Origin of the sequence: Paracidovorax konjaci, from assembly GCF_900112675.1 — a bacterium.
Lineage (GTDB): Bacteria > Pseudomonadota > Gammaproteobacteria > Burkholderiales > Burkholderiaceae_C > Paracidovorax > Paracidovorax konjaci.
Genome location: NZ_FOMQ01000006.1, coordinates 62,307 through 85,222, shown reverse-complemented (window position 1 = coordinate 85,222; position 22,916 = coordinate 62,307). Strand labels below are relative to the sequence as shown.

Genomic DNA, 22,916 nt, shown 5'->3' with positions numbered 1-22,916 from the left:
CACCGGCCCGCCAGAGGCCGCCCGCGCCCCGGGCGCACCGCACAGGAGACATTCCATGCAACGCAGAGACATCCTCATGAACACCACCGCCACCCTCGGCGGCGCCCTGGCCGCCGGTTGCGCCAGCGTCGCCGCCACGCCCGCCGCGCCTTCGCCCTTCACCCTCGCCGTGCCCACCGTGCCGATCGCGGGCGGCGGCGAGGTCTTCCCCGTGCACCGCATCTACTGCATCGGCCGCAACTACGCCGCCCACGCCCGCGAGATGGGCTCGGACCCCACGCGCGAGCCGCCGTTCTTCTTCCAGAAGCCGAACGACGCCATCCAGTTCGTGCCGCCCGCGCAGACCGTGGACCACCCCTACCCCGCCCTCACGCGCAACTACCACTACGAGGTGGAACTGGTCGCCGCCCTGCACAGCGGCGGACGCAACATCCCGGTGGCGCAGGCGCTGCAGCACGTCTTCGGCTACGCCGTGGGTCTGGACATGACGCGCCGCGACCTGCAGAGCGACATGAAGGACCAGAAGAAGCCCTGGGAGATCGGCAAGAGCTTCGACCTCTCGGCGCCCATCGGCCCCATCCACCGCGCCGCGCAGACCGGCCACTTCCCCCGCGGCGCCATCACCCTGTCGGTGAACGGCACCGTCAAGCAGAAGGCCGACCTCGACCAGATGATCTGGAGCGTGGCCGAACAGATCGCCAAGCTCTCCGAAGCCTTCGAGCTGAAGGCCGGCGACCTGATCTACAGCGGCACGCCCGAGAACGTGGGTGCCGTCGTGAAGGGGGATGTGATGGTGGCGCATGTGGACGGGCTGCCGGACCTGTCGCTGAAAGTGGTGTGAGTGCGAGGCAGGCCCACTGCGCAGCATGTGCAGCGGGCCCGGAGCCGGTACCCCGGCTCAGATGCTGCGAAGTGGGCATTTCCGGCGCGCCGCGAGATAAAGGCAGCGCATGCAGCGAAGAAAAAAAGACACTGCGGCTGCGGAAAAGCCGCCTCTAGACTTGCCGGCCTCGATGACTTTCGCGGTAAGCCCAGGTACATGAAAAGGACCATCAAGGTAGAGGAAGATCAACTTCGCAACGCACTTCTGGACAAGATCGCCAAACCTGGAAGTGGAGGAATTTCCCAGTTGCGCGACATCCCGAAAGTCATGAGAAGCCGACTTGGCTGGCCTGTCGCCGCGCAACTGATGGACCGATGGTTCAACAGTCCATTCTTCAGAATGCCTGTGCCGATGAAATTCAGCCAGGCGCCCTACCGGCTGAGTCAACTCCATCCCGCGCATATCGATGAACGCATCGTGACAATGCGGTGGGCACTGGGATTCTCCAGGGTGCGCCATTCGATGGCAGCCCTGCAGAACGGATGGGCCACGCCCGCCGGGCTCGATGAACTCAGGGCCAAGGTCAAAAGATCCGCTTCCATGTGCCACCGCAGGCCATGGAGATTCGGCGACCTGGGCCTTCCTGCAAAAATACTCGACGACACCTGCCAGACGAACATCGTCGGCGTCGGCAGGATCAGCGATCCAAAGGACGATTTCTACGGCGCCATCGGCAGGGCGTCATTGAAGGTTGCCGTGTCAGGCGTGGTGACACATCGTCCTGACGGAACCTCTTTCATCACGGTGGACGAACTGGGGTTCTACTTGCGTGACAGCTATGAATTCAACGATAACGGGTCATTCATCTCGCAGTTTCTCGGATTCTGGGGATTCAATGGAGTTGACACCATGCCCCAGTTGCGTGGCCAGATTCAGGTGGAAGACACCCAGTCGGACCTGACTGAGAAAGAACTCGCACTTCTCAAGTACAGAGTCCAAAACAGCGACTTCGACCGCTGGCGCCAGAAGCACGCAGCAGGCGGCGATTTCATGCTCGTCTCGGATGTCCATCGACATCGCCTGCCCAAGCCTTTGGCATTCCAGATCAGCTAGTGGGCTTGTGCATGCAGCAGCAGAGACGTTTACTTTTTGCCCTCTTTCTCATCGCAGCGCTACTTGCGTTGGCATGGCCTCTTCTCACGCCGAAGCTCCTGCGCAGCGAGTTCAGCCCAGGGCATTCTTATCGCGTGGACATCTACGTTGCCTCCCCTGTCCAGAGGTTCATCCATTCGGATCTCGAGTTGCCGGGTTTTGCTCGGCTCACCAAAACCAGCACTCGGAAAAAAATGGATGAAAGCGGGATCATGGACCTCGCGCAGGAAAGCGATGTGCGTTGGTACATCGACGCATCCAACGAAATAGCGGTGGGCACGAACACCCGATTCAAAGGCATCGCACCTGAGCCCAATCCTTAAGTGCAATGGGTCGCCACCAAAAAGACATCTCCACGTGCTCACGAGGTGTTGCCCTCCCTGGACTGCTCCTGCTCTGCGGCTGGCTCTGGATCGGCTTCGATCGGTATGTTGGCGACCATGAAGTGGGGGCCTTCTGGGAGCCGGTCCTCAAGGCGCAACCCACGTTCACGGTGTTGTTCCGCAATCCTGCGCAACGGGCCCTGGACCGGGAGCCCTACGACTCGCTGGATGCCGCCCGGCAGCAGGCTTTCCGGACGTATCGCAGCATCCGGTACGCCATGACCGATCCCCAGCAGTGCGAAAAAGCCATCGAAGACCGCCGGCTCTGACGGCATGGCCGAGGAAGCCGCCGAGCGGCAGCCCGTGCGTTGACCCCGGTGCGCCGCCTGAACGCTGAAGGCGGAAGGTTGAACCCATGGGAAAATCCCGCGCTTCCGGCCTCCGGCCTTCCCCCCTTTCTCTTGGAACGGGCCCGTCCGGCCCTCAAGCCCCTCCATGCCCGACAGCCAGCCGCACCGCACTTTCACCCTCAGCGACTTCGACTTCTCGCTGCCCCCCGATCTCATCGCACAGCATCCCGCGCCCGAGCGCAGCGCCTCGCGCCTGCTCGACGGCCGCGCCGGTGCGCCCGTGGACCGCATCTTCCGCGAGTTGCCCGGTCTGCTGCAGCCGGGCGACCTGCTGGTGTTCAACGACACGCGCGTGGTCAAGGCGCGGGTGTTCGGCGAGAAGGAGAGCGGCGGCAAGGTCGAGCTGCTGATCGAGCGGGTGCTGGTGGCGGACGGCGACGGCAAGGCCGCGGGCAACGAGGTCGTGGCCCACATGAAGGTGAGCAAGAAGCCCGCCGTGGGCGCCACGCTGCAGATGGCCGGCGGCCCCGCGCGCGGCGGTTTCGGTGCCACGCTGCTGGGCCGGTGGCCCGATGAGAACGGGCCGCTGTTCCGCTTCGCGCTCTCCAGCCCCGATGGCGCCGGTCCCCATGCGCTGATGGAGCGCCATGGACACATGCCGCTGCCTCCCTACATCGAGCGCCACCAGGACGGCGCGGACGACCCCGATGCCGCCGAGGATGCCGAGCGCTACCAGACGGTGTTCGCGCGGGCGCCCGGCGCGGTGGCCGCGCCCACGGCGGCGCTGCATTTCGACGATGCGGTGCTGGCGGCGCTGGCGGCGCACGGTGTGGAGCGCGCCAGCGTCACGCTGCACGTGGGCGCGGGCACCTTCCAGCCCGTGAAGACCGAGAGCCTGGCCGACCACCGCATGCACAGCGAGTGGTACGAGGTGCCGCTCGCCACGCTGGCCGCGCTGGAGCGCTGCCGCCAGCGCGGCGGCCGCGTGGTCGCCGTGGGCACGACCACGGTGCGCACGCTCGAATCCTGGGCGCGCAGCGGGCAGGCCACGGGCGATACCGACATCTTCATCACGCCGGGCTTCGCCTTCCAGGTGGTGGACCTGCTGGTCACCAATTTCCACCTGCCCAAGAGCACGCTGATGATGCTCATCAGCGCCTTCACGGGCTACGAACACGCGATGGCGCTCTACCGCCATGCGATCGGGCAGCGCTACCGGTTCTTCAGCTACGGCGACGCGATGCTGCTGGCGCGCCGCTAGGGGCCGCGCGATGGCACGGCCCGCGCACGCCCCCGCCACTGCCGCTGCTGGTGCGGCTTCCGGGCACGGCCGCACCGACCTGCGCCGGGCGCTGGGCGGCATCGCGCTCACGGTGGCGGCCTGCGCGTGCTTCGCGGTGCTGGACGCCACCAGCAAGCACGTGGCGCTGGCGGGCATGCCGCTCGTCATGGCGCTGTGGCTGCGCTATGTGTGCCAGGCCGTGCTCACCACGGCCTATGTGCTGCACCGCGAGGGCCGCGGTGCGCTGCGCACCACGCAGCCGCGCTTCCAGGCGCTGCGCGCGGTGCTGTTCGCGGCGACGAGCTTCTTCGGCTACCAGAGCCTGCGCTTCATGCCGCTCGCGGAGTTCACCGCCATCGTCGCGACCACGCCGCTGTGCGTCACGCTGGTGGCCGCGTTCTGGCTGCGCCAGCGCGTGAGCCCCGCGCGCTGGGTGCTGGTGGCGGCGGGCTTGGCCGGGGCGGTGCTCATCGTCCGGCCGGGGGGCGCGGTGTTCACCTGGGCGCTGCTGCTGCCGCTCGCGATGCTGGCCTGCGGCACGGGCTACCAGGTCATCAGCAGCACGATGGCCGGTCGCGAGAGCCCCGCCACCACGCAGCTCTACACCGGCTGGCTGGCCACCGCGCTGGTCTCGCTGGCCGTGCCCTTCGCCTGGGCCGCCGTGCCCGATCCGTGGCTCTGGGCGGGCACGTTCGTGATGGGCCTGGCCAGCGCGCTCGGGCACCTGATGCTGCTCAACGCCTATGCGCGCGCCACGCCGCCCACCATCGCGCCGTTCCTCTACAGCCAGATCGCCTTCGCGATGCTCGCGGGCTGGTGGGTGTACGGCCATGTGCCCGACGGGGTGTCGATGCTCGGCATGGCGGCGATCGCCGCGAGCGGGGTGGCGGGGGCCTGGCTCACCGTGCGCGAGGCGCGCTGAGCCACAGGCTGAAGCGTTTCACCCTCCATACCGCCGTATCCATTGAATAGTTTGCTATTGATTCAATAGCAAATCAGTAGGCGACCGCCTGCCCGTCCTTGCGCGGGTCGGATCCCGCGGCGTAACCGCCGCCGTCCAGCCGCAGCACGAGCTGGGCGCCGCCGAACGCGAACACGCCGTCGCCCGCCTCCACCTCCACGAGGTGGCCGCGCGCGCGCAGCGCCTCCACCACGGCCGGGTCGAACGAGGGCTCCACGGCCACGCCGCGGCCACCCGTCACGCGCCAGCGCGGCGCATCGGCGGCGGCCTGGGGGTTCTGGCCGTAGCGCAGCACGCGCAGGGCCATCTGCACGTGGCCCTGCGACTGCATCGGCCCGCCCATGACGCCGAAGGCCATGCGCGGCGCGCCATCGGCATCCATCGCGAAGGCCGGGATGATGGTGTGCGACGGGCGCTTGCGCGGTCCCACTTCGTTGGCGTGGCCGCCCTCGGCGGTGAAGCAGTGGCCGCGGTTCTGCAGGCTGATGCCCGTGCCCGGCACCACCACGCCCGAGCCGAAGCCCATGTAGTTGGACTGGATGAACGAGACCATCATCCCGCTCTCGTCCGCGGCCGCGAGGTACACGGTGCCGCCCGGGCGCGGCGTGCCGTGGCCGGGATCGCCCGCGCGGGCCGGGTCGATGAGCGCGGCCCGCTCCCGCAGGTAGGCACCGGCGAGCAGGTCGCGCGGGGCCACGCGCATGGCATCGGCATCGGCGTTGTGGCGGTAGAGGTCGGCCAGCGCGAGCTTCATGGCTTCGAGGCTGGCATGCACGGTGTCCACATGGTCCACCGGCTGCGTGCCGATGCCGTGCGCATCGAGCATGCCCAGCGCCATGAGCGCGGCGATGCCCTGGCCGTTGGGCGGGATCTCGTGGATCACCGTGTCGCCGAAGCGCTGGCTCACCGTGCCCACCCAGTCGGCCTGGTGCGCGGCGAGGTCTTCCTCGGTCATCGCGCCACCGTTCGCGCGGGCGTGCGCGGCCATCTGCTCGGCCAGCTCGCCGCGGTAGAACGCCTCGCCCTCGGTGGCGGCGATGCGCTCCAGCGTGCGCGCATGGGCTTCGCTGCGGAAGATCTCGCCCGGCTGCGGCGCGCGGCCGCCGGGCAGGAAGCACTCGGCGAAGCCCGGCTGGCTGCCCAGCTTGGCGGTGCCCAGCGCCCACTGCCGCGCGATGGTGGGCGAGACGGGAAAGCCCCGCCGCGCGCAGTCGATCGCCGGCTGCGCCAGTTGCGCGAAGGGCAGGCGCCCCAGGCGCCGCGACAGCGCCACCCAGCCCGAGACGGCGCCGGGCACGGTGACGGCGTTCCAACCCGTTTCGGGGATGCCGCCGCGCTCGGCGAAATACGCGGGCGTCCAGGCGGCCGGCGCGCGGCCCGAGGCGTTGAGGCCGTGCAGTTCCTTGCCGTCCCACACGATGGCGAAGGCATCGCTGCCGATGCCGCAGCCCGTGGGCTCGACCACGGTGAGCACCATCGCGGCGGCGATGGCGGCGTCCACCGCATTGCCGCCGGCCTGCAGCATCCGCAGCCCGGCCTGCGCCGCCAGCGGCTGCGAAGTGGACACGACGTTGCGGCCCATGACCGCGCTGCGGCAGGAAGCGTAGGGCAGGGTCCAGTCGGTGGTGCGGGCGTTGCGGGGCTCGGTCATGCGGTGTCTCCTTCAGGGGTGCGTGAAGATGGGACATGCATTCTTGCAGGCGCCGAAGGCCTGCCCGCGCGGCGCCCCCTGGCCGCAGGCGTCAGCCGCGCCCCATGCGCTCCTGCAGCAACTTCAGCGCCGCGGCGTCGAGGGGGCCGCGGTGCACGCTGTCCAGCGCATTGTTGAGCGCTTCCCAGGTGCGACCCTTTCCGCGCTGGTCCGCATTCTTCACGTGGACGGCATCCAGGTCGTCGAATGCGATGCTGCGGCAGGCCTCGGCCGTGACCGGCTCCTTGGTGTGCAGGTGCACGTAGAGCGGCGGCGCGGGTCGGCCGCTCGAGAGTTTGCCCGGGGTCAGCTCCACTTCGAAGACGGTGCCGCGGTGCGCGTCCGGGTCGCCCTGCGAAGCCAGCTTCCTGGGCGCTCCGATCTTCATGGCCTGGCCCTGCGCATCGGCCTTCATCAGGTATTCCACATGCTTGAGCCGGGGATGTGCAAAGGTCTTGACCCGGTCCAGTTCCAGGGCATCGATCTGCGCATGGAGTTGCTGCAGCGGCGCGATCCGCTCTTTCTCGAACCGCTGCACGAGGTCTCCGGCCGCCCCCTTGCCCTCCGCTTCCTGCGATGCCTGCAGTTGCCCTCCGAGGGACTCCCAGCGGTCGGTACGGCCGAACCAGCCGTCGAGGGCCCGGCGCATCTGGTTGCCCGTTTCGAGCGGATCGCTGCCTTCGTGGCGGTAGGCCTCCAGGGCCGATGTGTTCTTGTGCAGCGATGCGCCCATCGCGATCATGTCATCCAGGCTGCCCACGCGGGGTTTTTCCGGCGGGCGCTTGAATCCGCCCAGGCGCTCGCGCGCCAGTTGCAGCAGGGGGCCGTTCTGGGGGGCCTGCGCGGCGGCGGAAGAAGACCCGCTGCCACCCTCCTGCGCCCTGGGCTTGCGCAACCTGGCCTGTGCCTTGGCCTTTTGCCGCGGGGGGGCCGCAGAGGCCCGCGCCTCGGGAGAGGGCTCGGCCTTCTCGGGCAGGTCCGCGCTGTCGTCCGGGTTGAGCGGTGCGTCCTGCAGTTCGGTGGCCTGCTCCAGGTACGTCATCCCTTGTACATGCCGGACCGCGGACGGCGGCAGCTTGTAGGCCCCCAGAGCGTCCTCCATTTCACCGGCGACGCGCGCGACGGAATGCAGGATGTGCTGCGCCACGCGCACCGCCGTGCCGGGCGGCCCATCGGCATCGGAGGGGAACTGCGCGCCGGCCGCCTCGACGAACGCCCGCGCGGCACCCAGCAACGCGTCCAGTTGGCCCTGCAGTTGGGCCACCTTCTCCGGAGCCGCCGGCACGCGGGCGTCCATCAACAGATCCAGGACCCTCATGAGTTCCACGGGATCGGCGATGCGGGCTTTCAGCGCAGCCAGCGCGGCACCGGCGGGCGTGCCGGACAGGCTGGATTCCATGTCCAGCCGCTGGATGCAGAGCTCGATCCCGCCGAGATGCCTCTCGATGCGCTTCAACCGCATTCCCGTGAGGCCGACCACGGCACTCTGGATGGAGTAGATCATCGCCGGGTCGGATTTGATGTCCGGCATGTCGCCCAGGGCCTTGATCGATGACGCCGCGGCGGCCATCCAGGGTTCGAGCGTCTTCAGCGTGCCGTCCAGGCCTTCCAGGTGCGCATCGAGTTCCCGGTCGAATTCCGGCATGAGGTTCATCCCGATCTCCTGGTCCGCCTGCATGCGCCACATGAGCGCGCTGCCGGCGTCTTTCTCATCCAGCGCGCAGATCGCGCCGTCTGCCAGATCGCAGGCCAGCGCCGCCTGCTGCTTCAGCAGATACCGGAGGTTGAATTGACCCACTCCGCTCCTGAGCTGGAAGATGTTCATGTACTGGAAGGCGTCCAGCGCGCGCTGGGCCATGGCGAACGCGATGGGCAGCGCGCGGAGGTTGTCTTCCGGGGGGATCGCCGGGTTCTTCAGTGAGGCCTCGAACCGCTTGAAATACTCCATGGTCTTGTCCGCCACCGTGCCCGCGGCCGTATCGCTCATGCGCGGCGGCGAGGTGCGTGCCAGCGCGGGCAGGGACGCCCTGGGTTGCCGGCCCTGCGCGACCGTTCCGGCCGACGGTCCGGCCCCCGCCGCGCGCGGGGCGATATGCGCCGCGGCGCCGCCCTGGGACGCCGACGTGCCGGCGCGCCGGCCTGGACCGCCCGTGCCGGTGGTTTCGTGCGGGGTGGAGCCGCCGCGCTGGGCGCGGTGGCTCCGGTTCACATTGCCTGTTTCCATGGTGGGCCGCCTGACGATGAATCCACGGTGGCGGACCGCGCGGGCCTGCGCGGCCCATCCGCCGACAGGACTGCATCCTGCGCCCTCGCAGGCGGCCTCCCCGCCGCGCTGCGAAGCCATGCGCCGGTGCGCGAAGCAGCGGCCCGGGAGCAGGCAGCGCTGGCGCCGCGCCCGTCGGCCCGCTACCTGGCTGCCTGCTGCTCGCGGAACTCCCGCGCGCGGCCGAAGTGGCCGCAGCCGATGAAGGGCACGGGCGGGCGCAGCGCGGACAGCGGCGAGGGGTGGTTGGCCGTGAGCACGAGATGCCTGTCGGCATCGATGAGGGGGCGCTTGGACTGGGCGTGCGAGCCCCAGAGCATGAAGACGGCGGGCCGGCCGCCCTCGCCCACCTTGCGGATCACCGCGTCGGTGAGCTGCTCCCAGCCCTTGCCCGCATGGCTCGCGGGCTGGGCCTCTTCCACCGTGAGGCAGGTGTTGAGCAGCAGCACGCCGTTCTTCGCCCACTTGGCCAGACTGCCGCCCGGATCGGGCCAGGCGGGAAACGGGGTACCCAGGTCGCGCTGCAGTTCCTTGAAGATGTTGCGCAGCGATGGCGGCAGGGCCACGCCGGGCGCGACCGAGAACGCCAGGCCCTCGGCCTGGCCCCGCCCGTGGTAGGGGTCCTGCCCGAGGATCACCACGCGCACGTCTTCGGGCGGCGTGAGTTCGAGCGCGCGCAGCGGCCGCGGCGGGAAGACCACCGCACCCGCCTCCAGCCGCTGGCGCAGGAAGGTGCACAGCGCCTGGCCGCGCGCGCTGGCGAAGAAGTCGTCCACCAGCGGCTGCCAGCCCGGCGCCACGGGCCAGTCGGCCGGATCGGCGCTCTGCAACTGGGTGGGTGGGGCGGAGGGATCTTGCACAGCAGGGTTCATGGTCAAAGGGGCCTCATGCCGCCGTATTCATTACGATTTATGCTATTAAAACAATAGCAAATTCAGACTCAGGCAAACAGGCGGGCCAGTGCCGTGCCGGGGTCCTTGGCGCGCATGAAGGCTTCGCCCACCAGGAAGGCATGCACGTCGGCGTCGCGCAGGGTCTTCACGTCCTCGGGGGCGAGGATGCCCGATTCGGCCACCAGCAGGCGGTCGGACGGCACCGCGCCGCGCAGCGAGAGCGTGGTCTCCAGCGACACCTCGAAGGTGCGCAGGTTGCGGTTGTTGATGCCGATGAGCGGGGTCTTGAGCTTCAGCGCCCGGTCCAGCTCGGCACCGTCGTGCACCTCGACCAGCACGGCCATGTCGAGCCCGCGCGCGATCGCCTCGAAGTCGGCCATCTCGGCATCCGAGAGGCAGGCCGCGATCAGCAGGATGGCGTCGGCGCCCATCGCCCGCGATTCGTAGATCTGGTACGCATCGACCATGAAGTCCTTGCGCAGCACCGGCAGCGGGCAGCTCGCGCGGGCCTGCTTGAGGTAGTCGGGCTGGCCCTGGAAGAACTGCCGGTCGGTCAGCACCGAGAGGCAGGCCGCGCTGGTCTTGCCGTCGCCGTCGGCATAGCTCTGCGCGATGTCGGCCGGCACGAAGTCCTCGCGCAGCACTCCCTTGCTGGGGCTGGCCTTCTTGACCTCGGCGATCACGGCGGCCTGCCCGCGGGCGATCTTGGCGCGCAGCGCGCCCTCGAAGTCGCGGGTGAGCACGCGGCTCTCGGCGTCGGCGCGCATGGCGGCCAGCGGCATCTTCGTCTGCGCCGCCGCGATCTCTTCGCGCTTGACGGCCACGATCTTGTTCAGGATGTCACTCATGGTCTGGGGCTTTCGCTGGGGCGCCCGCTTCGGGGGCGCCCGTTTTCAGGATACGGAGGAAGACGCGGTGCATCACGATGCCCACGGCGATGAAAAGCAGGGACACCCCCAGGGCGATCCAGGTACCGCTGTCGCGCCACATGCGGCACCCGCTCAGGCGGCCACGGAGGCGGAGGCCGCCAGCGCGTGCGTGCGCGCCGCGAGCTGCTCCAGCTTGGCGAGCGCCGCGCCGGCATCGAGCGCGGCGCGCGCGCGGGCGATGCCGTCGGCCATGGAGCCCGCCACGTCCGCCGCGTAGAGCGCCACGCCGGCGTTCAGGCACACGATCTCACGCGCGGGGCCGGGCTCGCCGCGCAGCACGGACAGCAGCATCTCGCGCGACTGTTCCGGCGTCTCCACCTTGAGCGTGCGGTTGCTCGCCATGGCCAGGCCGAAGTCCTCGGGGTGGATTTCGTATTCGGTGATCTCGCCGTTCTTCAGCTCGCCCACCATGGTGGCCGCGCCCAGGCTCACTTCGTCCATGCCGTCGCGGCCATAGACCACGATCGCGTGCTCTGCGCCCAGGCGCTGCAGCGCGCGCACCTGGATGCCCACGAGGTCGGGGTGGAACACGCCCATGAGGATGTTCGGCGCGCCGGCCGGGTTGGTGAGCGGGCCCAGGATGTTGAAGAGCGTGCGCACGCCCAGTTCCTTGCGCACCGGCGCCACGTTCTTCATGGCCGGGTGGTGGTTGGGCGCGAACATGAAGCCGATGCCCACCTCCTGGATGCAGCGCGCGATGGCCTCGGGCGGCAGGTCGATGTGCACGCCGAGCGACTCCATCACGTCGGCGCTGCCGCTCTTGCTCGACACGCCGCGGCCGCCGTGCTTGGCCGTCTTGGCGCCGGCCGCCGCCGCCACGAACATCGCGCAGGTGGAGATGTTGAAGGTGTTGGCGCCGTCGCCGCCCGTGCCCACGATGTCCACGAGGTGCGTGGTGTCGGCCACGGCCACCTTGCGGGAGAACTCGCGCATCACCTGCGCGGCGGCCGTGATCTCGCCGATGGTTTCCTTCTTCACGCGCAGGCCGGTGGCGATGGCCGCGGTCATCACGGGCGACAGCTCGCCGCGCATGATCATGCGCATGAGGTGCAGCATCTCGTCGTGGAAGATCTCGCGGTGCTCGATGGTGCGCTGCAGCGCTTCCTGGGGAGTGATGGACATGCGGGAAAACCTTTCGGGAATCGGGAGTCAGGGGCCGGGCCGCTCGGACAGCGCGAGCTTGATGCCGAAGCCGACGAACATCGCGCCGGCGGCGCGGTCGAGCCAGTGCATGCGGCGCTGCACCAGGCCCACGCGCCGCGCCATCCAGGCCGCGGCCAGGGCCCAGCCGATGTTGACGGGGATGGCGTTGAGGTTGAACAGCGTGCCCAGCAGCACGAAGGCGAGCGCCTTGTGGTCGGTGCCCGGCGCGATGAACTGCGGCACGAAGGCCAGGAAGAAGATGGCCACCTTGGGGTTGAGCACATTGGTCCAGAACCCGCCCAGGAAGACCTGGCGCAGCGGCGTGGCCGGCGTGCCGCCGGCCTGCGCACCGGTGCCGGCGGCACTGGCCACGGCCGCCAGCCCCCCGCCCGGGCGCGCCCGCAGCATGCGCACGCCCATCCACAGCAGGTAGGCCGCGCCCACCCACTTCAGCACGGTGAACGCGGTGGCCGAGGTGGCCAGCAGCGCGCCCACGCCGAGCGCGGCGGCCGCGACGTGGACGAAGCACCCGGCCGTGATGCCCAGCCCCGCCACGATGCCGGCGCGTGCGCCCGAGCGCAGCGCGTGCGTGACGATATAGAACACATCGGGGCCGGGCGTGAGGTTCAGCAGCCAGCCGGCGGCGATGAACAGGAGGAGGTGCTGGAAATCGGGCATGGCGTGGCTACCGGAGAGGAAGGGCTGGGTCCGCGTCGTGCGTCATGCCTCGCGCCCGAGGAAGTTCTTCAGCATGGCGTGGCCATGCTCGGTGAGGATGCTCTCCGGGTGGAACTGCACGCCTTCGATGGGCAGCTCCCTGTGGCGCACGCCCATGATCTCGCCGTCGTCGGTCCAGGCCGTCACCTCCAGCACGTCGGGGCAGCTCTCGCGCTCGATGGACAGCGAGTGGTAGCGGTTGACCGTGAACTGCTCGGGCAGGCCGGCGAACACGCCCTGGCGCGTGGTGGTGATGGTGCTGGTCTTGCCGTGCATCAGCTCGCGGGCCCGCACGATGCGGCCGCCGAAGGCCGCGCCGATGGCCTGGTGGCCCAGGCACACGCCCAGGATGGGCAGCCTGCCGGCGAAGTGCCGGATGGCCGCGACGGACACGCCGGCCTCGGCGGGGGAACAGGGCCCGGGCGAGATCACGAGGTGCCGGGGCTGGCGGGCCTCGATCTCCTCCAGGGTGATCTCGTCGTTGCGGTGCACCTGCACGTCGGCGCCCAGCTCTCCGAAGTACTGGACGATGTTGTAGGTGAAGCTGTCGTAGTTGTCGATCATCAGCAGCATGGGGCTCTTCCTCTGGGGGCGGGGCGGGACCCGCGGGGGTCCGTCGGCCCCTGAATGGACGGTGCCGGCGCCCCCGGGTGCGCAGCGCGGCGCGGGGGCTCTCCGGACGGACGGGGTCATCGAGGGGATGCGCCCGTGGCGGGCGCGAGGGGGGAGTCAGTGCGCAGGCTTGCGCCAACGCCCGACCGGGAAGGCCGCCTGCCAGGGGTGGGGAGGGAACACGCGCGGACACAGCATGCGCGGCATTATGACCCGGCGCCGGGAGCGGATCGCAGCCCCCGGGTTCCACCCGCCGCCGGCCGCGCCGCGGCCCCCGGCCGGCTTGCTTCGCATCGCCACACACCCCATCGCACCGCGGGCCCGCCGCGCCCACCCCGCCCGCCACAGTGGGAACCTGCGTCGGTCCCCCGTCCCACGATCCCGCTCAATGGTGAAAGTGCCTGGGTGCGTCCGGTGCTTCTTCCACCTCAACCACAAGGAGTACACCCATGGGTGCCATCAAGAAAGCCTTCCAGGCGATAGGAAAGGGGATCGAAAAAGCCGTCAACAGCGTCGGCCAGATTGCCAAAGGACTCGCGACGCTGAACCTCAAGGCCGCCGCCGCGGGCCTCAAGGGCCTGGCCAGTGCCGGCATGGACATCGCCCGGGGGGCGATGAACCTCATGCCGGCGGCGATGGCGGCGAACACCTTACTGGACGGGGCGCTCGACAAGGCGCTCCGGAAAGTACAGAACGCCGCCCAGAAGGTCGCCGATTCGGTCGTCGACAGCGTGGAAGGCGGCCTCAGCAACATCAAGGACGGCGTGGTGAACACGGCCAAGGGCATCGCAAAAGGCAACCTCTCGAAAGCCCTCAAGGGCCTGACGCAGCTGGCCATGGGCGCGATGGAGACCGCGTCCAACTTCGGCCCCGGCGGCGTGGCCAAGAACATGGCGCGCATGGCCGTGGACGCCACCATCGACCTCGCCGCGCAGGAAGCCACGAAGGTGGCGGCCAAGGTGCTCGATCCGAACGGCACGTCCCGCCTGGGCGGCTTCGCCACCGACATGGTGGGCGCGGCGGTGACGGGCGGCCTGGGCAGCACGCGCGCAGGACGCTACGCGGGCCACGACACGGGCTCGGTCGGCTTCCGCCAGGGGGCGCAGGACGCCATGGGGTACACCGCGCGCGACGCGGCATCGAACTTCGCGCAGGAGCAGATCTCCTCGCTCACGTTCAAGCTGGAATCGACGGTCACCTCCGGCAGCGGCTCCAGCCTGCTGGGCGGCGCCGTCGGCGACGCGGCCCAGAGCGCCACCGACGCAGCCGTTCAGGAAGCCCTGGCGGGCCGCCGCCGCCATGCCGACGGCAGCCGCGCCTCGGCGAACGAGCAGCGCCGCGCGATCCAGGAGGCCGCTGGCGACGCGGCGATGCAGAGCGTGCAATTCACCGTGCAGAGCACGGTGTCGAGCGTCATCTACGACAAGGTGGGCGCACTGGGCGGCACGGGCACCGGCCCGGCCTCGCAGTTCGCCGATGCCGCCACGGACACGGTCGCCAGCGCCGCGGACGCGGCCATCGCGCAGGCCTTCGCGGGCCGCCGCCGCAATGCCGACGGCACCCGGCTCTCGGGCGCCGAGCAGCGCCAGGAGATCCTGCAGGCCACGAAGGACGCGGCGTCGCTCTCGGCACAGAGCGCCATCCACCAGGCGGTGGACCAGTTCGTGCAGCAGGTGGTCGCACGCACCATCCTCGACGCCATCCACTCCAGCCTGGAGCAGCTGTCGCCGCAATCGCTCAAGGGCCTGGCTGCGCTCTCGAACGCGCCTGGCGACGACGGCAGCCCGCTCCCGGGCGTGGGCAACAACCCCGCCCGCCAGCTGGCCGGTGCGCTCAAGCAGCAGATGGCCCTCTCGATCGAGCTGGCCGTCGGCCAGGCCACCACGCAGGCCACCAGCGCCATCACCGACCGCCTGGTGCAGGGCGTGCAGGGCCGCCTGGGCGGCGGCAACCCACTGCAGCCTGCGTCCCTGCGCTCGGAACTCGCGGCCATCACCCGCGAAGCGGCCACCCAGCCCATCCGCGAGGCCTCGGGCACCGTGTTCGATGCGGTGCAGGGCGCCATCCGGCAGACGGCGCTGCAGGCCGTCGAACAGGGCCTGCAAGACAAGTTCCCGCTGCCCCCGGGCGGCGGGGCCGCCGTGGCAGCGCAGGTACAGATCGAAGCGCGCTTCAGCCAGTACCAGATCCGCGCCTGACCGCGCGGGCCCAACGGCGGGGCCGGCGGCATCGCTGCCGGCGGCTCCGCCCCCAACCACCCCAACCTGAAAAGGCTCGATTGATATGGACGAATCCCAACTGCCCGATGATCCCGTCGCAGCCCTGGCCGTGCGCCTGGTGGACGCCATCCGCGACGATCGCCTCGACGAGGCCGAGGCGCTGCTCGAAGAGCTGAACACGCTCAGCCCGGAGACGGAGGAATACCTGATCTTCCCCGTGCTGATCGCCATCCAGCGCGGCTTCATCACCGAAGCCCTGCAATACCTCAACTCCCTCGGCGAGGACACGGCCCCGGAACTGAAGGCCCTGTGCCTCAACATCCTGGGCGACCCGACCTGGCACTACCACGCGCAGCAATGCCTGGAGAGCGACGACGCGCACGTGCGCAAGGCGATGCGCCAGCTGCTGCAGATCGAGCCCGAGGAAGAAGACCACCTGGCGGTGGCCTGAGCGGCACCGCCATGTTCCGGAGGAATTCCACATGCTGAGGCTGACCGACCGCGTGGACCTGGGCGTGTTCTACGACGCCGACGCCCTGCGCTATGGCGCCCGGGGCTATGCCGATGCCGTGACGCGCGAGCGGTTCGCGGGCTTCTATGCCGACTGCCCTTCGATCGGCTTCGAGGCCGATGGGCGGGCCATCGGCGGCATCCTGTTCGACGGCGAGGAGGCGCACATCGCCGTCCTGCCGGACTACCACGGCCGCTGGGCCATCCTGCTCAAACCCGCGCTGCAGTGGCTCTTCACCCTGCAGCCCGAGATCACCGTCGCCGTGGAGCGCGACAACGCCCGCTGCCTGCGCTTTCTCGACCGGCACGGCTGGCCGCGCACGGGCGAACGCGACGACGACATCCTCTACCGCCTGGCGCCCCAGGGAGGCTCGCGCAAGACCGCCTACCCCTTCCGCCGCCGCGCGCACATCCCCGTTTCCTCCCCCGAAAAGGTGCCGCCATGCACGCTTCCACACTGACCCCTCCCTCCCCGTCCCCTGCCGCTCCGGTGGCGTGGCGGTCCGGCGCGAGCCGGCTCGTCTCGCGCGCCGGGCTGCCGGGCGTGCAGCTGCAGCTGCTCTCGCTCGTGGACCCGCCGGTCCTGCTCGACGACGGGTTTCCGCAGACCTCCGGCCTGTGGGTGTCCTCGCACCTGCGGTTCACGGGCGGTGCGGCCTCGCTCACGCGGCTGCACCTCGCGCTGCAGGGCCTGCTGCTGCGCCTGGAGACGCTGGCGGGCCCCGGCTGTACGGCAATGAACCACACGCTGCGCATGCTGGTGGACAACCGGCTCACGCACGTCTACGCCAGCACCGCGGACTTCCAACGACTGATCGGCCAGTACGAACCCGCGCCATCGCGCGAGCCCCAGCTCGTGAGCATCGATGTCGCGCACGACTGGCTCGTGGTGGATGCGCAGCAGAGCTTCGAGAACGCCTCGCCGTCCGCGGCCCTGATCGCGGCGCTGGTGCGCCTGGCGGAAGTGCCCGGCGCGGCGCGCCGCCGGCTCGCGGTGCCCGGTGAAACCCTCGAATCCGCCCAGGGCGCGAACCGGTCGCTGATGCTGGAGACGGCCCGCGCGCTCGCGCAGCGCGGACTGGGCGACAGCGCCGCGGCCCTGTCGAACCCGGCCTCGGCGCTGGCATCGCAGCTCGGCCACGGGTCCCTGGTGCAGTGGCTGCTCACCGACCTGCCGATCCCCGTTCCGGATTCGGTGCCCTCGCTCGTCTGCGGCGTGGAGGTGTACGGAGAGGCGGCCCACGCCTGCCTGCAGTGATGCGATTCCCCCGGCCTCGGTCCCCGGACCGCAGGCAATTGACGGTGGCGGGCCAGGTGCCCGCCATCTTTTTTGCCGGTCGGGTTGAAAGGAAAAATGGCGCCGAAGGCGCCCGAGCGGACCACAACGCCTGCGCGGCAGGGCAGCGTTCCGGCGCCCGCAGGCGCAGGGATCAGCGTGCCGCGACGGGGGGATAGAGGTCGAGCACCTTGCGTACGTAGTCGCGGGTCTCGCGGTACGGGGGCACGCGGTAGCCATGGCGGATGACCGCGCCCTCGCCCGCGTTGTAGGCCGCCAGGACCAGGTCGGTGCGCCCGCCGAAGCGGTCGGCCAGGAACCGGAGATAGCGCACGCCCACGTCCACGTTCACGGCCGGGCTGAAGATCTCGTCCTCGGTGGCGGCGCCGAAACGGGCCGCCGTGGTGGGCATGAGCTGCATGAGGCCGATCGCGCCCTTGGGCGACCGGGCGCGGGGCGAATACGCCGATTCCACCTGGATCACCGCGCGCACCAGGTGCGGATCGATGGCGTGGCGCCGCGCGGCCGACTCGATGATGGGCGAGAGCGCCTCGGCTTTCATGCTGATGCCGGGCCCGCGCCCCGAGCCCCCCTCCTGCCAGCGCATGCCCTGTGCCACGGCGCCGCCCAGGGGGGCCTGGATCTCGCGCGGCGCAGGTGCGCGGATCACGCGCACTTCGGAACCCGCGGCGCTGGCCACGCTGCCGACGGGGGCCGGGTCTTGCGGGGGCGACCAGAGCGCCACGCGGCAGGCGCTGCCGATCGACGGGAAACGCTGCGCCAGATCGGCGCCCACCACCAGCACGGCGGCCCCGCCGGGCAACTGGCAGTCGAACGCGCCGGCCGCCAGGGCCGTGCCGGCGGACAGCCCGAGGTACAGCGCAGCGGCCCGCGAGGCCCGGCGCATGCGGTGCGGAGGCCGGACCATCACAGCACCTCCAGCCGGCGCAGCAGGGGCGCGCGCCGGTCGAGGTAGCGTTGCGCGCTGGCGGCCATGGCATCGAAATCCTGAACCTCCGGACCGCCCATGGCGTCCACCATCTCCCGGGCGATGGCCTGCGGGTCGCCGGCATGCCGCTGCGCGGCGCGGATCTGCCACAGCGCGGGAGCGGACCACTCCACGGCCAGCCCGGACGCACCGGAAACCAGATGCCGCGTGCCATCGCTGCCGCCACGCGCCAGCACCGCGGCATTGAACGCCTGGACCGGCGCGCGCGCGGCGGCGCGCAGCGCTGCCGGCAGCGCGGGCATTACCACGTCGCTGCTCGCGAGCAGCATCAGCGCTTCGTGCAACGCGGCGCTGTCCAGGCCGCCCAGGGCGGGGCGGGACAGCAGATCGCGTACGCGGGCCGGGGCGGCCGCGAGCGCATCCAGCACATCGTTCAATGCGCCTTCGCCCAGGCGCTGGGCCACCAGATCGCGGGCGGCGCACTGCGGCACGGCCTCGCGCTGCACGGCGAGGACCCATTCGCGCTCCAGGAGGCGGGCCGCCCGATCGGCCGGGGAGAGCGCCGCGGCGCCGCGCACGAACAGATCCCGCCGGAAGGAGCGGTCCAGGCCGTAGTCGCGCAGGGTTTCCCGCAGTACGGGGTCGGGGGTCGATGCCAGGAGATCGCGCAACCCCTCGGACAGGCAGGCCGAATCCACCTGCTCGGCCAGCACCGCCGGGGCGGCGAAGGCGAGGCCCAGGGGGGCGAATTCGCTCGCCACCTGGTGGAAGTAGAGCGGGTGCGAATCCGGCCCCACGTATTCGTGCAGGGCGTAGTGGGGGCCTTCGGCCTGCGCGTGCCGCAGCCGCTCCTGCACGGCCGGGTGGGATTGCAGGTAGCCCTGGCCGCAGGCGGAGAGGGCGTGGATGAAATCCAGCGCGCCCTGCAACTGCCCGGCCGCATCGGCATCGGGTGCGGCCACATGCGCGGCATGCAGATGGAACAACTCGCGCAGGGGCAGCAGCGGCGCCCAGCCGGGCAGCGCGTTGTAGCTCACGTACACCACGCCGCCGGGCTTCAGGCGGCGCTCGACGAACCGCACGATCGCCTGGCGCAGCGCGGGCGAAACCCATGAATACACCCCGTGCATCACGATGATGTCCATGGCGGGCAGGTCGCGGTCGAGCAGTTCCTCGAAGCCGTCTTCGAAAACGTCCACGTTGCCGAGCCCGGCATCGCGGGCCAGGTCGCGCGCATAGGCCACGTGGGCCGGGTTGAAGTCGTTTCCGAAGAAGCGCATGTGCGGAAAGCTGGCCGCATTGGCGAGCAGCGAAACCCCGAAGCCCATGCCCAGCTCGAAGTAGCACAGCGGCGCCTGCAGGTCCGGGGCGCGCAACCCGCGCGATTCGAGCGCGGTTGCGATCACGCCGGGCGACAGGGCCGCGTAGTAGCCATGGGTATAGACCAGCTCATTCGGCGCGGTGCGGGGGAGTGACATCGTTTTCCTTTCGGGACGGGGCTCCGGCCGCTCACCGCGGCCGAAAGGGGACAAACGCACCCCGGCGCGCAGGTGCGGCGGACGGGGATGCACACGCACCCGATTCCAACCGGCACCCCGGCGATGGCGCCACGGGCGGTCGAAGCGATGGCCCGAAAGGCGAAGCGACGCACGGCCCTGCAGGCCGAACAAGGCACCTTCGCAAGCGCTCGTACGGCTTCGCATCCCGGTGCGCGGCGAACGACCCCGGCTCCTAAGCTCCCCCCAACGACGACACAACCGGAGCGCGCCAGTGAAGCCCACCCACCCAGCCCCTCGACCACGGCACGCGATCGCCGGCTTGCCGGGCAACGTGCTGGCCGCCGCAGCGATCTCCCTGGGCCTCGCCTCCCTGCCCCTCAGCGGCACCGCCGCACAGGGGATGCCGCTCAAGCTGAGCGCCAGCCTCTCCACGCTGCCTTCCGCAGACGCGAGCGTGGCGGTCATCGTCCCGGCGGTGGACACGCCTTCGGCCGCGGCACAGGCGGCGCCGGCGGAAACCTCGCGCAAGCCGGGCACCAAGCGCATGTCCTACCACGCGATGGCCGCCTCCTCGTTCTCATCCGCAGGCGCCATGCCCGCGGCGGCGGGCAGCAATCCGCCGGCGGCCTGGATCCCACCGGTGGCTTCGCCCATCGCGGTGCCGCCCTCCATCGTCCCGAGGACACTCGAAACGCTGACGCCGGTGTCCCGCGCGGCGGAAGCGAACTGGGGCCGCGGCCGCTTCGTGTACCGCGCGGAGAGCAAGCGGCTCGCGGATGTCCTGCAGGACTTCGCCGCCAGCCAGGGCATTCCGGCCGTGGTGGCCGATGGCGTGGACGGCATCGTCAACGCCAACTTCGACGCCAAGCCGCGCGAGTTCCTGGACAGCGTGGCGCGCGCCTACAACATGCTCTGGTACCACGATGGATCGGCGCTGTACTTCTATCCGGGCCGCGCGATCCAGAGCCGCATGTTCCGCATCAAGGGGTTCAGCCGCGAGCAGCTCATGGGCATGCTGCAGTCGCTGGACGTGGGCGACAAGCGCTACCCCATCCGCTTCGACGCCGCGAGCAGCACCATCTATGTCTCCGGGCCCCCGCGCCACGTCGAACTGGTGAGCTCCGCCCTGGAAGCCCTGGATGCCGGGGTGACCGAAAGCGCCGAGCGCACGGTGCGCGTCTATCCCCTGCAGTTCGCATCGGCCAGCGACCGCGCGATGGGCGACTCCACGGTGCCCGGCGTGGCGGCGACGCTGCGCAAGCTCTACGGCAAGGACGACGGGGACGGCCTGGCCGCCTCCCGGGCCACCACCGCCGACACGATCGAGAAGATCCAGCAGCAGACGCGCAAGAAGATGAGCGCGTACGTGCCGGTTCCCTCGGCCAACCAGTTCCTGCCCCCGCTGCCCCGCGCCAACCCGGCCGAAGGGCAGCGCCCGCCGGAAGCGGTGTCCAGCCCCGGAGCCGGGGCCTCGCAGAAGCCCGAAGACGCGCCGCCCCGGTTCGAGGCCGACGAGGGCACGAACTCGGTGGTGGTCTACGGCCGCGCCGACCGCATGGACGAATACGAGGCCCTCATCCGCCGGCTCGACCAGCGGCCGCAGCTCGTCGAACTGGAGGCCACCATCATCGAGGTGAATTCCGACAGCGTGGACGCCCTGGGCGTGAACTGGTCGATGCGCGCCGGCACCAGCACGCTGAGCACCAACTTGCCGGGCCCCTCCACCCCCGCGGCGCTCGGCACCATCGTGCTCGACGCAGGCCGCCATCTGCTGGCCAACGTCAACGCCCTGCAGGCGCAGGGCAAGGCACGGATCCTGTCCAAGCCGTCAGTGCTGGGCGTCGCCAACCGGGCGGCGGTCATGCGTGAAAAGCGCGTGGCCACCGTGCGGGTCGCGGGCAACCTCGAAGCCAACCTGTTCCAGATCGAGGCCGGGACCCTGCTGCAGATGACACCGCAGGTCACCGCCATCGACGGCACCAACAACATCAAGCTGACGCTCTACATCGAAGACGGTGCGTTCGAGACGAACGTGGTGGACCAGATCCCCGTCGTCAAGAAAACCGAGATACGCACCGAGGCCCATGTGCGCGAGGGCGAGAGCCTGCTGATCGGCGGCATCACCGTCGAGACGGAGAACACGCAGGACAACGCCGTTCCGGGCCTCTCCAAGCTGCCTGTCGTGGGCGCCGCTTTCCGCAATACCGAGCGTCTCTCCCGCCGCACCGAGCGCCTGTTCCTCATCACGCCCCGTGTGCTCGCACAGAACGCTCCGAGCACCGTTTCTTCGATCTCTCAAGAGGTTCGCAAGCCATGAAGCAACTTCGTATCCTGACGGGCCGCCATGCCGGCGCGCAAATAGATTTGACTCCAACGCGCTACCACATCAGCGCGGACGACGCGGCAGATATCCAGTTGCTCGACTGGACCGCCGCCCCGGTGGTGATCGACGCTGGAGACGACGGCATGGTCCACATCGCTATGGCTTCCCAGGGCCCCGCCGCAGCGGCGGGCACGCTGGAAGATTTCGCCCCCCGGCGCTTCGGTGACGTGGTGCTGTGCGCCGGCCCCGCCGGAGCCCCCTGGCCCGCCGACGCCGACCTGATCGGCCGGCTGGCCCAACCCGCGGTCGCCGCCGTGCAAACGGTGACCGTCAAGGCCAAGGCAGTGTGGCCGCGTGTCACGTCCGCGGTGGTGGGCACGGCACTGATGACCGCCGCGCTCAGCGCCGCCGTGGCACCGCTGGGGCAGAACGAGGCAGAGCGCAAGGCGCTGACCTCGGTGCTCCCGCCGGAACCCCTCAAGATGCGCGTGGACCGCGCGCTGGCGGAGACCTCCGTGGCGGGCTACGAGGTGGTGCAACAGGGCGATGGCGTTCTGGTGCGCGGCCTGCTGCGCCAGCCCGCCGACGCCGACGCGCTGCGCCAGCGGCTGTCGTCCTTCCAGGGCGACCGCATCGTGCAGTCGTTCGCATCGGCCACCGAAGTCGCGCAGAGCATCGCCGATGCCCTGGGCCAGCCGGGCCTGCGCATCGCGCACCACGGCAATGGCCTCTTCACGCTCACCGGGGAGGTGGCGAACCTGACCGCCTTGCGCCAGAACGCCGCCCGCGTGGCCACCGACCTGGCACCGCTGGTGCGCGGCATCGATGTCGCCGCCACGGAACGCCCCCCCGCCGCCCATCCCGCAATGAGCGCGCTGATGGACGTCGACGGCCTGCAGTACATGCAGACGCGCGACGGCGTGAAGCACCTCTCCCTCGTTTCCGGACCGCGGCTCGCCTCGGCCGACCGGACGACCTCCATCCGCTAACCCTCCAAGACGT

General features: G+C 70.2%; 22 protein-coding genes. 12 read left to right on the top strand and 10 right to left on the bottom strand.

All coding sequences use genetic code 11. The features are described from left to right. Positions 1-55 precede the first annotated feature (55 nt). From BM144_RS10760 to BM144_RS10735, 6 genes are all read left to right on the top strand, one after another. Positions 56-841 (top strand): fumarylacetoacetate hydrolase family protein, encoded by a 786-nt coding sequence (locus BM144_RS10760; RefSeq protein WP_092952035.1) that lies wholly within the window; start codon positions 56-58, stop codon positions 839-841. 198 nt (positions 842-1,039) lie between these two features. Continuing rightward, complete coding sequence (locus BM144_RS10755; protein WP_092952033.1) at positions 1,040-1,936, top strand: DUF6402 family protein; 897 nt, start codon at positions 1,040-1,042, stop codon at positions 1,934-1,936. An 11-nt stretch (positions 1,937-1,947) separates the two neighbouring features. Continuing rightward, positions 1,948-2,298 (top strand): hypothetical protein, encoded by a 351-nt coding sequence (locus BM144_RS10750; RefSeq protein ID WP_092952031.1) that lies wholly within the window; start codon positions 1,948-1,950, stop codon positions 2,296-2,298. Positions 2,299-2,303: 5 nt separating this feature from the next. After that, positions 2,304-2,627 carry a hypothetical protein gene (locus tag BM144_RS23120; RefSeq protein WP_175525994.1) on the top strand — a complete coding sequence of 108 codons (324 nt, stop codon included), beginning with the start codon at positions 2,304-2,306 and terminating at the stop codon, positions 2,625-2,627. Between the two features lie 166 nt (positions 2,628-2,793). Beyond that, complete coding sequence (gene queA, locus BM144_RS10740; protein WP_092952027.1) at positions 2,794-3,909, top strand: tRNA preQ1(34) S-adenosylmethionine ribosyltransferase-isomerase QueA; 1,116 nt, start codon at positions 2,794-2,796, stop codon at positions 3,907-3,909. Between the two features lie 10 nt (positions 3,910-3,919). Continuing rightward, positions 3,920-4,852 carry a DMT family transporter gene (locus tag BM144_RS10735; RefSeq protein WP_092952025.1) on the top strand — a complete coding sequence of 311 codons (933 nt, stop codon included), beginning with the start codon at positions 3,920-3,922 and terminating at the stop codon, positions 4,850-4,852. Positions 4,853-4,925: 73 nt separating this feature from the next. On the opposite strand, the gene BM144_RS10730 is transcribed toward BM144_RS10735, so the two are convergent. The 8 genes from BM144_RS10730 to BM144_RS10700 form a co-directional block, all read right to left on the bottom strand. Then, complete coding sequence (locus BM144_RS10730) at positions 4,926-6,542, bottom strand: gamma-glutamyltransferase family protein (protein WP_092952023.1); 1,617 nt, start codon at positions 6,540-6,542, stop codon at positions 4,926-4,928. Positions 6,543-6,633: 91 nt separating this feature from the next. Then, entirely contained in the window at positions 6,634-8,805 is a 2,172-nt protein-coding gene (locus BM144_RS10725) for a T3SS effector XopP-like protein (RefSeq protein ID WP_092952021.1), read from the bottom strand. Positions 8,806-8,987: 182 nt separating this feature from the next. Next, positions 8,988-9,716 (bottom strand): uracil-DNA glycosylase, encoded by a 729-nt coding sequence (locus BM144_RS10720; RefSeq protein ID WP_092952019.1) that lies wholly within the window; start codon positions 9,714-9,716, stop codon positions 8,988-8,990. Positions 9,717-9,784: 68 nt separating this feature from the next. Next, complete coding sequence (gene trpC / locus BM144_RS10715; RefSeq protein ID WP_092952017.1) at positions 9,785-10,585, bottom strand: indole-3-glycerol phosphate synthase TrpC; 801 nt, start codon at positions 10,583-10,585, stop codon at positions 9,785-9,787. Next, the gene (locus tag BM144_RS23115; protein WP_175525993.1) at positions 10,578-10,727 is read right to left on the bottom strand and encodes a hypothetical protein; all 150 of its coding nucleotides are present in this window, start codon (positions 10,725-10,727) and stop codon (positions 10,578-10,580) included. The genes trpC and BM144_RS23115 overlap by 8 nt, the downstream gene beginning before the upstream one ends. A gap of 11 nt (positions 10,728-10,738) precedes the next feature. Further along, positions 10,739-11,788, bottom strand: a complete 1,050-nt coding sequence (gene trpD, locus BM144_RS10710) for an anthranilate phosphoribosyltransferase (protein ID WP_092952015.1) — start codon at positions 11,786-11,788, stop codon at positions 10,739-10,741. A gap of 27 nt (positions 11,789-11,815) precedes the next feature. Beyond that, entirely contained in the window at positions 11,816-12,487 is a 672-nt protein-coding gene (locus BM144_RS10705; protein ID WP_092952013.1) for a LysE family translocator, read from the bottom strand. Positions 12,488-12,529: 42 nt separating this feature from the next. Continuing rightward, on the bottom strand, positions 12,530-13,099 hold the full coding sequence (locus BM144_RS10700; protein WP_092952011.1) for an anthranilate synthase component II: 570 nt from the start codon (positions 13,097-13,099) through the stop codon (positions 12,530-12,532). A gap of 488 nt (positions 13,100-13,587) precedes the next feature. Here BM144_RS10700 and BM144_RS10695 point away from each other — a divergent pair, with 488 nt between their 5' ends. From BM144_RS10695 to BM144_RS10680, 4 genes are all read left to right on the top strand, one after another. Continuing rightward, entirely contained in the window at positions 13,588-15,336 is a 1,749-nt protein-coding gene (locus BM144_RS10695; protein WP_092952009.1) for a hypothetical protein, read from the top strand. 85 nt (positions 15,337-15,421) lie between these two features. After that, the gene (locus BM144_RS10690; protein ID WP_092952007.1) at positions 15,422-15,808 is read left to right on the top strand and encodes an HrpB1 family type III secretion system apparatus protein; all 387 of its coding nucleotides are present in this window, start codon (positions 15,422-15,424) and stop codon (positions 15,806-15,808) included. Between the two features lie 31 nt (positions 15,809-15,839). Beyond that, complete coding sequence (locus tag BM144_RS10685) at positions 15,840-16,328, top strand: N-acetyltransferase (RefSeq protein ID WP_092952005.1); 489 nt, start codon at positions 15,840-15,842, stop codon at positions 16,326-16,328. Continuing rightward, positions 16,310-17,125 (top strand): hypothetical protein, encoded by an 816-nt coding sequence (locus BM144_RS10680; protein WP_139225692.1) that lies wholly within the window; start codon positions 16,310-16,312, stop codon positions 17,123-17,125. Before BM144_RS10685 ends, BM144_RS10680 begins: the two co-directional genes overlap by 19 nt. Before the next feature lie 172 nt (positions 17,126-17,297). Here the strand turns inward: BM144_RS10680 and BM144_RS10675 are convergent, their stop codons facing one another. Together BM144_RS10675 and BM144_RS10670 are read right to left on the bottom strand one after the other, a co-directional pair. Continuing rightward, entirely contained in the window at positions 17,298-18,071 is a 774-nt protein-coding gene (locus BM144_RS10675) for a lytic transglycosylase domain-containing protein (protein WP_092952001.1), read from the bottom strand. Further along, a complete protein-coding gene (locus BM144_RS10670; RefSeq protein WP_092951999.1) occupies positions 18,071-19,570 on the bottom strand; it encodes a class I SAM-dependent methyltransferase in 1,500 nt (499 codons plus the stop codon). Before BM144_RS10670 ends, BM144_RS10675 begins: the two co-directional genes overlap by 1 nt. A 292-nt stretch (positions 19,571-19,862) precedes the next feature. Between BM144_RS10670 and sctC the strand changes: the two genes are divergently transcribed. Together sctC and hrpD5 are read left to right on the top strand one after the other, a co-directional pair. Continuing rightward, positions 19,863-21,908, top strand: a complete 2,046-nt coding sequence (sctC, locus tag BM144_RS10665; protein WP_092951997.1) for a type III secretion system outer membrane ring subunit SctC — start codon at positions 19,863-19,865, stop codon at positions 21,906-21,908. Further along, on the top strand, positions 21,905-22,903 hold the full coding sequence (gene hrpD5 / locus BM144_RS10660) for an HrpD5 family protein (protein WP_092951995.1): 999 nt from the start codon (positions 21,905-21,907) through the stop codon (positions 22,901-22,903). Before sctC ends, hrpD5 begins: the two co-directional genes overlap by 4 nt. Positions 22,904-22,916 lie beyond the last annotated feature (13 nt).